3 protein-coding genes are annotated in these 8248 nt (G+C 64.1%); 1 reads left to right on the plus strand and 2 read right to left on the minus strand.

Translation table 11 applies throughout. From position 1 onward, the window contains the following. The first annotated feature begins 292 nt into the window (after positions 1-292). The gene (locus tag LB553_RS27245) at positions 293-3445 is read left to right on the plus strand and encodes an efflux RND transporter permease subunit (protein ID WP_224517903.1); all 3153 of its coding nucleotides are present in this window, start codon (positions 293-295) and stop codon (positions 3443-3445) included. Between the two features lie 208 nt (positions 3446-3653). On the opposite strand, the gene LB553_RS27250 is transcribed toward LB553_RS27245, so the two are convergent. Both LB553_RS27250 and LB553_RS27255 read right to left on the minus strand, forming a co-directional pair. Continuing rightward, positions 3654-5363 (minus strand): APC family permease, encoded by a 1710-nt coding sequence (locus tag LB553_RS27250; RefSeq protein WP_224517904.1) that lies wholly within the window; start codon positions 5361-5363, stop codon positions 3654-3656. Positions 5364-5614: 251 nt separating this feature from the next. Continuing rightward, the gene (locus tag LB553_RS27255; RefSeq protein ID WP_224517905.1) at positions 5615-7984 is read right to left on the minus strand and encodes a DUF1989 domain-containing protein; all 2370 of its coding nucleotides are present in this window, start codon (positions 7982-7984) and stop codon (positions 5615-5617) included. Positions 7985-8248: the final 264 nt, after the last annotated feature.

An 8248-nucleotide genomic window follows, 5' to 3' on the forward strand; every position in this document is an offset into this window, starting at 1 on the left:
GAAGCGGTTTTGGGACAACGACATGCATCGAATTGAGACCTGAAGTCAGGCGCAACAGACGCCTTTCCCGCTCTCGCGGTGTCAGCCGCGAGCCGGGGGAGGCATGGGTTCCGGGCGGCGAACGCCCGATCGTGAGATGCCGGCATGTTGGCTCCCCCGCAGCAGTGCCGCGTCCAGCGCGATTTGCGAGTCTCTCTCCGCTTGAGGGGTCTCGCCGCCCGGAAGCCCACCGAACTAGAAGCGGCATGCCAAGCGAGCGTGCCTTGCCGATCAATTGGACTGGACGTGTGCCATGACCACCACCGACAGCAGCACTGAAAAGCGGCCCTTCAATCTTTCGCGTTGGGCGATCGGACATCCGAGCATCGCGCGCTTCCTGTTCGGGTTGATCATCCTTGCCGGCGTGCTCGGCCTGATGCGCATGGGCCAGAAGGAAGACCCCGACTTCACCTTCCGCGTCATGGTGGTGCAGGCGATCTGGCCGGGCGCCTCGATCCAGGACATGGAGGACCAGGTCGTCAATAAGATCGAGCGCAAGCTGCAGGAAACGCCGCATCTGGATTTCGTGCGCTCCTACACCCGCGCCGGCAGCGCGATCATCACGCTGCAGGTCAAGGGCGACACCAATGCCGAAGAGGTGAAGGACGCCTTCTACCAGGTGCGCAAGAAGGTCGGCGACATTTCCAACGAATTGCCGCAAGGCCTGCTCGGTCCCTATTTCAACGACGAGTTTGGCGACACTTTCATCACGCTGCATTCGATCAGCGGCGACGGTTTCACCTATCCGGAGCTGAAGAAATTCGCCATCCAGGCGCGCGACATGCTGTTGACGACGCCGGGCGTCGAAAAGGCCGTCATCATCGGCGACCAGCCGGAGAAGATCTATATCGACGTCTCGTCCAAGGCGCTGGCCGAGCGCGGCCTGACCATCCTTGACCTGCAGAACGCCGTGAAGGGGCAGAACGCCGTCGATCCGGCGGGCTCCGTCGACACCGGTCTGCGCTCGGTGCGCATCTCGGTCGAGGGCGACGTCACCAAGGCCGCCGACATCCGCGAGCTGAGGCTGCGCTCCGGCAACCAGGTGACGCGCCTCGGCGACATCGCCACCGTCTCTTCCGGCCTCGAGGATCCTTACGACCGCAAATACCGCTTCAACGGCCATGAGAGCGTCCAGGTCGGCGTAGTCATGGCCAAGGGCTTCAACGTCAGAGATGTCGGCAAGGACGTCGAGGCGACCTACCAGCGCTTCGAGGCAGGGCTGCCCTATGGGGTTTCGGTCGACCAGATCTCCGACCAGCCCGAGGTCGTGAAGGATGCCGTCAACGAGTTCATGGAGGCGCTCGGCGAAGCGCTGCTCATCGTGCTTGCAGTCTCGCTGCTGTCGATCGGTTGGCGCTCGGGCCTGGTGATCGCCATCGCCATCCCGCTCGTCTTGGCCGCCACCTTCGCCATCATGTACGAGATCGGCATCGACCTGCAGCGCATCTCGCTCGGCGCGCTCATCATTGCGCTCGGTCTTTTGGTCGACGACGCCATGATCGTCGTCGAGATGATGGAGCGAAAGCTGGAGGAGGGATTGGTCAAGATCGAGGCGGCGAGCTTCGCCTATACCTCGACGGCGTTCCCGATGCTCACCGGCACGCTGATCACCACGGCCGGCTTTATCCCGGTTGGCTTTGCAGCGTCGACTGCCGGCGAATATGTGCGCACGCTGTTCTACGTCGTCGGCATAGCATTGATCGTGTCGTGGTTCGTCGCGGTCTATTTCACGCCGTGGCTGGGCTACATGATCCTCAAGCAGCGCAAGCATGCCGGCACCCATCACGATGTCTTCGACACGCGCTTTTACCGGCGCCTGCGCGCGACGGTCGCCTGGGCCGTGCGCCACCGCATCATCGTTCTGGTGATGACGCTGGTCACCTTCGCCACCAGCCTCTGGGCCTTCCAGTTCATCCCGCAGAACTTCTTCCCGCAATCCTCGCGCCCGGAAATCCTGGTCGACCTGTGGCTGCCGGAAGGCACCTCGATCAAGGAGGTCGAGAACCAGGCCAAGGCGCTGGAAGCCAAGATGATGGACGATCCCGATAAGCGCTTCATCGCCACCTATATCGGCGAAGGCGCGCCGCGCTTCTTCCTGCCGCTCGACCAGCAGCTCAGGAATCCCAACTTCGCCCAGCTCCTGGTGATGGCCAAGGACGAGCCGGCGCGCGAGCGGCTGATCGTCAAGATGCGCAAGATCCTGGCGCAGGACTTCCCCTCGATCCGCGGCAAGGTCGACCGCCTCTTCCTCGGCCCGCCGACCGGCTGGCCGGTGCAGATGCGGATCATGGGCCCGGACCGCCAGGAGGTGCGCCGCATCGCCGACGAGGTGAAGGCGAGGTTCCAGGCCAATCCGCTGCTCGGCGCCATCCATGACGACTGGCTGGAGCCGGTGCCGGCGATGAAGCTGGTGATCGACCAGGATCGCGCCCGGGCGCTTGGCGTCACCTCGCAGCGCATCCGCCAGATGCTGCAGGCGACGATGTCCGGCGCCCCGCTCGACGACTTCCGCGACGGCGAGGAGACGGTCTCGATCGTCGCCCGCGAGCCGGATGCGACCCGTCACCTGCTGTCTTCGGTCGACTCGGTCTATATCCCGACCGATTTCGGCGGCTCGGTGCCGCTCTCGCAGGTGGCCAAGGTCGTGCCCGTCATGGAGCAGGGCGTCGAATGGCGGCGCGACCGCCTGCCGACGATCAGCGTGCGCGCCACGCTGCCGGATGGCGTGCAGTCGAACGACGTCGTCACCAAGATGTATAACGACATGAAGGACCTGCGCGCCGGCTTGGCGCCCGGCTACAAGATCGAGATCCAGGGCGGCGCCGAGGATTCGGCCGAAAGCCAGGCCTCGATCGCCGCCAAGGCGCCGATCATGCTCGCCATCATCGTCGTGCTGCTGATGATCCAACTGCAGCATTTCGGCAAGTCGATGCTGGTGCTGGCCACGGGTCCGCTCGGCATCATCGGCGCCGCCGCGGCGCTGCTGATCAGCGGCGCGCCCTTCGGCTTCGTCGCGATCCTCGGCGTCATCGCGCTGCTCGGCATCATCATGCGCAACTCGATCATCCTGGTCGACCAGATCGACCAGGATATCGCGGCCGGCATGGAGCGATCGGAAGCGATTGTGGGTGCTGCCGTGCGCCGCTTCCGGCCGATCATGCTGACGGCGCTCACCGCCGTGCTGGCGCTGATCCCGATCTCGCGCGCCGTCTTCTGGGGGCCGCTCGCCTACGCCATGATGGGCGGCATCCTGGTGGCGACCGTGCTCACCATCCTGGTGCTGCCGGCGGGCTACGCGCTGTTCTTCGGCCGCGCGCCGAAGAAGGCCAAGACCGATGAGCAGGCGCCCGAGCCGGAGACGGTCGAAGGCATCGAACGGCCGCAACTCGCGCTGGCCGCGGAATAGAAATAGACGTGGCGACCTGGGATCATCCGCCGTCGGTAAAAGCCGGCGGCGGATGATCGCATTGAGGGTCTGCCGGGCGAAAAATGCTCCGGGGTCGGTTCTTCGAAGAAGCGGCCGGCTGCAAAGCAGGTTGACGCGGCGATTGAAACGATTGCCCAAAAGATAACGGGCGCGCCGAGGCGCGCCCGTCTGTTTTCGGGCTGCCGTGTCAGATGACGAACACCCAGTTGGCGATCAGCATCACCGCCACGCCGGCGATCAGCGTCAGGTAAGGCAGCATGCCCGCCTTCTTGACCGAGAGGTCGGCCCCCGCCATGCCGAGGTCGGCCAGCATGTGTTCGGGGAACTTGCCTTTGTCCTGGATGTAGTGGCGGAAGCAGAACACCGGGATGATCAAGGCGGCGGTGATCAGGCCGGCCCACAGCGCCATCGGGTTCCACACCTTGGCGCCGGCGCCCATGAAGATCGCGTTGACATAGGCGAAGATGGCGCCGATGCCGAGCAGCCAGGTCGGCGCTTTCCAGGGACGATTGATGTGGCCGTTGTCGATGCGATGGATCCAGCCGGCATTGAGGTTGAGGAAGTTGAAGATGATGTAACCGCAGTTCGACACGGCGAGGATGAAGAAGAAGCTCGTCGCGTCTGCAGAGGCGATCGCCAGCACGATCAGGTTGAAGCAGAGGTCGGTCCACATGGCCCGCGTCGGCGCGCCGTGCTCGTTGACGTGGCTGAGATAACGCGGCAGCCATCCATCGACCGAACCCTGGTAGAGCGTGCGCGAGGAGCCGGCCATCGCTGTCATGATGCACAGCACCAGCGCCAGGATCATCAGCATGACCAGCAGGCTGTGGATCAGCTTGCCGCCGCCGACCATGCCGGCCAGCGCGTCGGCGACCCCCGAGCCATCGACGATCGGCGTCGCCAGCATTCCGTTCAAGCCCAGCACGCCCTGGAAGGTAAAGGGCACCAGGATGAACAAAAGCATGCAGAGCAGGCCGGAATAGAAGATCGCCTTGAAGGTGTCGGTGCCAGGGTTCTTGAATTCCGACGTGTAGCAGACCGCGGTTTCGAAGCCGTAAGTCGACCATGCGGCGATGAACATGCCGCCAAGCGCCAGCGTCCAGCCGGCGATGTTCCAGGAGCCCGGATCAGGCGCATAGGCGGCGGCCAGCGGCACCAGCGGTGAGAAATTCGCCCAGTCGATCTGGCCGGTGAAGATCGGCACGACGCCGACGATCAGCATCGGGATAATGACCAGCAGGCCGATATATTTCTGCACGCTGGCCGTGCCGAGGATGCCGCGATGCTGGATCGAGAAGATGATCAGCATCAGCACCGCGCCGATGAAGAAGGTAGCGTTGAAAGTGAAGGACACCGGGCCCAGCGTATGACCCCACAGCGACCATGTGCGGATCGCCGGCGTCGCGGCCGTGGTCACCGCGGCGATGGCGTCGGCCGGAGCCGTCCCGGCATGCGCGGCGATATAGGCGACCACTTCCGGCGAGGCGTCGGTGAAGATCGGCACCGGCGCCAGCGCGTTGAGGATATAGGCGGCAGCGATCGAGCAGCCGAGCGACAGCACCGGCGTCCAGGCGAACCAGTTGCACCACACCGAAAGCGGCGCGATGAATTTCGAATAGCGCAACCAGGCCGTGGCGCCATAGATCGACGCGCCGCCCGACTTGTTCGGGAACAGGCCGGCGATCTCGGCATAGGTGAAGGACTGCAGGAAGCCCATGATCATGGACACCGTCCAGATCAGGAAGGCGAGCTTTCCGGTCGTGCCGGCAATGCCGCCGATCGAAAACAGGACCAGTGCCGGAACGCCGCTTGCCACCCAGAAGGCGCCGCGCCAGTCGATGTGCCTGAGCAGCTTGCTTTCGGCAGGCTGCTCGAGGGCCGTGGCTATCGTGCTCATATCTTGTGTCTTCCCCTTTTGTTGTTCCCCGCCGGCGACGCTTCGGCTCTGGCGAAGCTTGCTCCCCGGCAAATCATCGAGCGACTGTCGTGTTTCCACTCAGTCGTATTTTTTTCTTAAGAGTGAAGATTGATCCGGCGCGCTTTCGCGTCAAGCGTTTTGTGATGTCATGCACACCCTGCTTGCCAGAGGTCGGCCGTCCGCCGCGGGTGGCGGCGGGCGGCGGGTCGGACATGGCCTTGGGAGCCTTATCAGGAACGTGGCTTGGTCTTCTGCGGATCGTAATGGGCGAAGGCGACGACCCGCGCCGGCAGCCGCTTGGCGTGGCCGTCGAGCTTGCCGATCTCGACCTCCGTGCCGATCTCGGCGTGGGTGACGTCGAGCCGTGCCAGCGCGATGGTCTTGCCAAGCACCGGCGAACGCATGCCGGAGGTGACGACGCCGATCTGGGCGCGGCCGACATGGACGCAGTCGCCGTGGCCGACTGCGACATTGGCATCGATGTCGAGGCCGACGAGCTTGTGTTGCGGATGCTCCTTGCGCCGGATCAGCGCGTCGCGGCCGATGAAATCGTCGGCCTTGGTCTTGAGCGGCACGGTGAAGCCAATGCCAGCCTCGAACGGATCGGTCTTGTCGGAGAATTCGTAACCGGCGAAAATCAGCCCGGCCTCCATGCGCACCATATCGAGCGCCTGCAGGCCCATCGGCTTCAGCCCGTGCTGCTGGCCGGCCTCCCAGACGGCGTCGAACACTTTTTCGGCGTCGCGCGGATGGCACCAGATCTCGTAACCGAGCTCGCCGGTATAGCCGGTGCGCGAGACGACAACGGGCACGCCATTGCCGCCGCCGATGCGCGCGACGGTGAAGCGGAACCATTCGAGCTCGCCGATCGAGGGCTGCACCGGCGAGGTCCAGACCACTTCCTTCAATATGTCGCGGCTCTTCGGGCCCTGCACGGCGATGTTGTGCATCTGGTCGGTGGAGGAGCGCACCAGCACGTTGAGACCGAGCTTTTTCGCCGTCTCGCGCAGCCATTCGCCGGAAAGATCGTCGCCTCCGACCCAGCGGAAATTATCCTTGCCGAGCCTGAGCAACGTCCCGTCGTCGATCATGCCGCCGTGCTCGTAGCACATCGCCGTATAGACGACCTGGCCGATCCCAAGCTTCTTGACGTCGCGGGTCAGCGTGTATTGCAGCAGTGCTTCGGAGTCCGGCCCGGTGACCTCGAACTTGCGCAGTGGCGACAGGTCCATAATCACGGCGGCCTGCCGGCAGGCCCAGTATTCGGCGATTGGGCCTTCCTTGGCGAAGGAATTGGCGAGCCAATAACCGCGATATTCGACGAAGTCGCGCGTGTGCTTGGCAAAGCTCGAATGAAAGGCTGTCTCGCGGGTCATTTTCGGTTCCGAATCGGGCTTCATGCGTCTGGCGATCGCTCGCGAGAATTTGTGCTGGCCGGAATAGGCGCGCACATGGATATCGGTAAGGTCCCAGCCATTGGCAGGCGTGGTGTCGTCCGGGCAGGCCGAGGAGACGCAGACGACATCGGTCAGGGCTCTCAAGAGTACATAGTCGCCGGGTCGCGACCACGGCTCGTCCGACACCATCACGCCATGCGCATCGATCGCCGTGTTGAAGAAGAAGTTGATCGCCATCCAGCCGGCGCGGGGCGTCACACCCTTGTCCGACAGCGCCTTGTTGAAATTCTCCGAGCAATTTGTGTGTCCGGGATAGCCGATGTCGTCGTAATATTTGGCGGCGCAGGCAAGCGCGAAGGCGTCGTGCCGGCCACACGTGTCCTGCACCACCTCGACCAGCGGCTCCATGTCCTGGTCGCAATATTTCGAATGCAGGCCAGGCATCGGGTAGGCCGAACCCATCAGCGTACGGGTGGTCGTCACGTCGAGCGGCAGGTCGCGGCCCATGTCCAGCTTGCGCGCTGAAAAACACTGGAAGTCGGTGCATTGCCGGCCATCGACATCGATGATCTGCAGATAGTCGCCGGCCTTGACGAAATAGGCCTCGGCGGTCGCCGACTTCACCCGAAGATCAAGCACGGGATCGGCAAGCGGATCGGGAAGCTGCGACCTCGTCTTCAGGCGGATGGTGGCGCGGCGCACCAGAACAGCCAGCGGCGTCGCGGTGTTGTGGCCGTCGACCAGCATCGGCCCGCCTGGCGCGGCGATCAGCAGCGCGCCGTCGCGCTGAATGGCAAAGCTCTGCTCGGTGCCGGCGGGCGTGGCGCCGCCGAACACACGCACGGCCTTCGGTTGGTCGAGCTCCACCTTGCGGCGCTCAAGGCTGAGACGCAGCGCCGAGAGGCTGTCGTCGCCCTCGGCAAGCAGCGCCTTGATGCCGGCGGCGTTGCTGTTCGACCGCTCGCCGAAAATGCCGGGATCGGTCGCGCCTGATTTGTCCCAGGCCAGCAGCTCGCAAGGCTGGCCGCCCTCGACATTGCTCACGCTGACGCTGTCGCCCGCCTCGACGTCGATGAGCACTGCGCCATTGCCCTGGACAGTATATCGTTCCACGCCCGGCGGCAGGCTGATCTCGCCGGGCCTCAGGATCAGGCTCGGACGCGGCGGTCCGGACAGGACGGCAGGGTAGGGCGACTGGCTCATCTCAAACCCTCCTCCGAGCGAGAAACAAGTTTGCCTGTGTGTGAAATTATTTTAGCAGCAAGAATAGCAGGGCGATGGCGTTTGGCAAGCACCGGCCCCCCTTCTCCCCTTGTGTGGGCCTGTTGCGCAGTTAGCGAGGACAGGCTCGCGGAGCGATTTGGTCGCGAGGTCTCGCTCCGTTTTGGCTTTTGGGGTGGAATTGAGGGTGGCGGTGTGGCCTCAGGCCGGATTGCAGGCGCACCTATCCTGTGATGGCGGCCCATC

Source organism: Mesorhizobium sp. CA8 (genome assembly GCF_020164955.1).
In the GTDB taxonomy this organism is placed as follows: Bacteria; Pseudomonadota; Alphaproteobacteria; order Rhizobiales; family Rhizobiaceae; genus Mesorhizobium.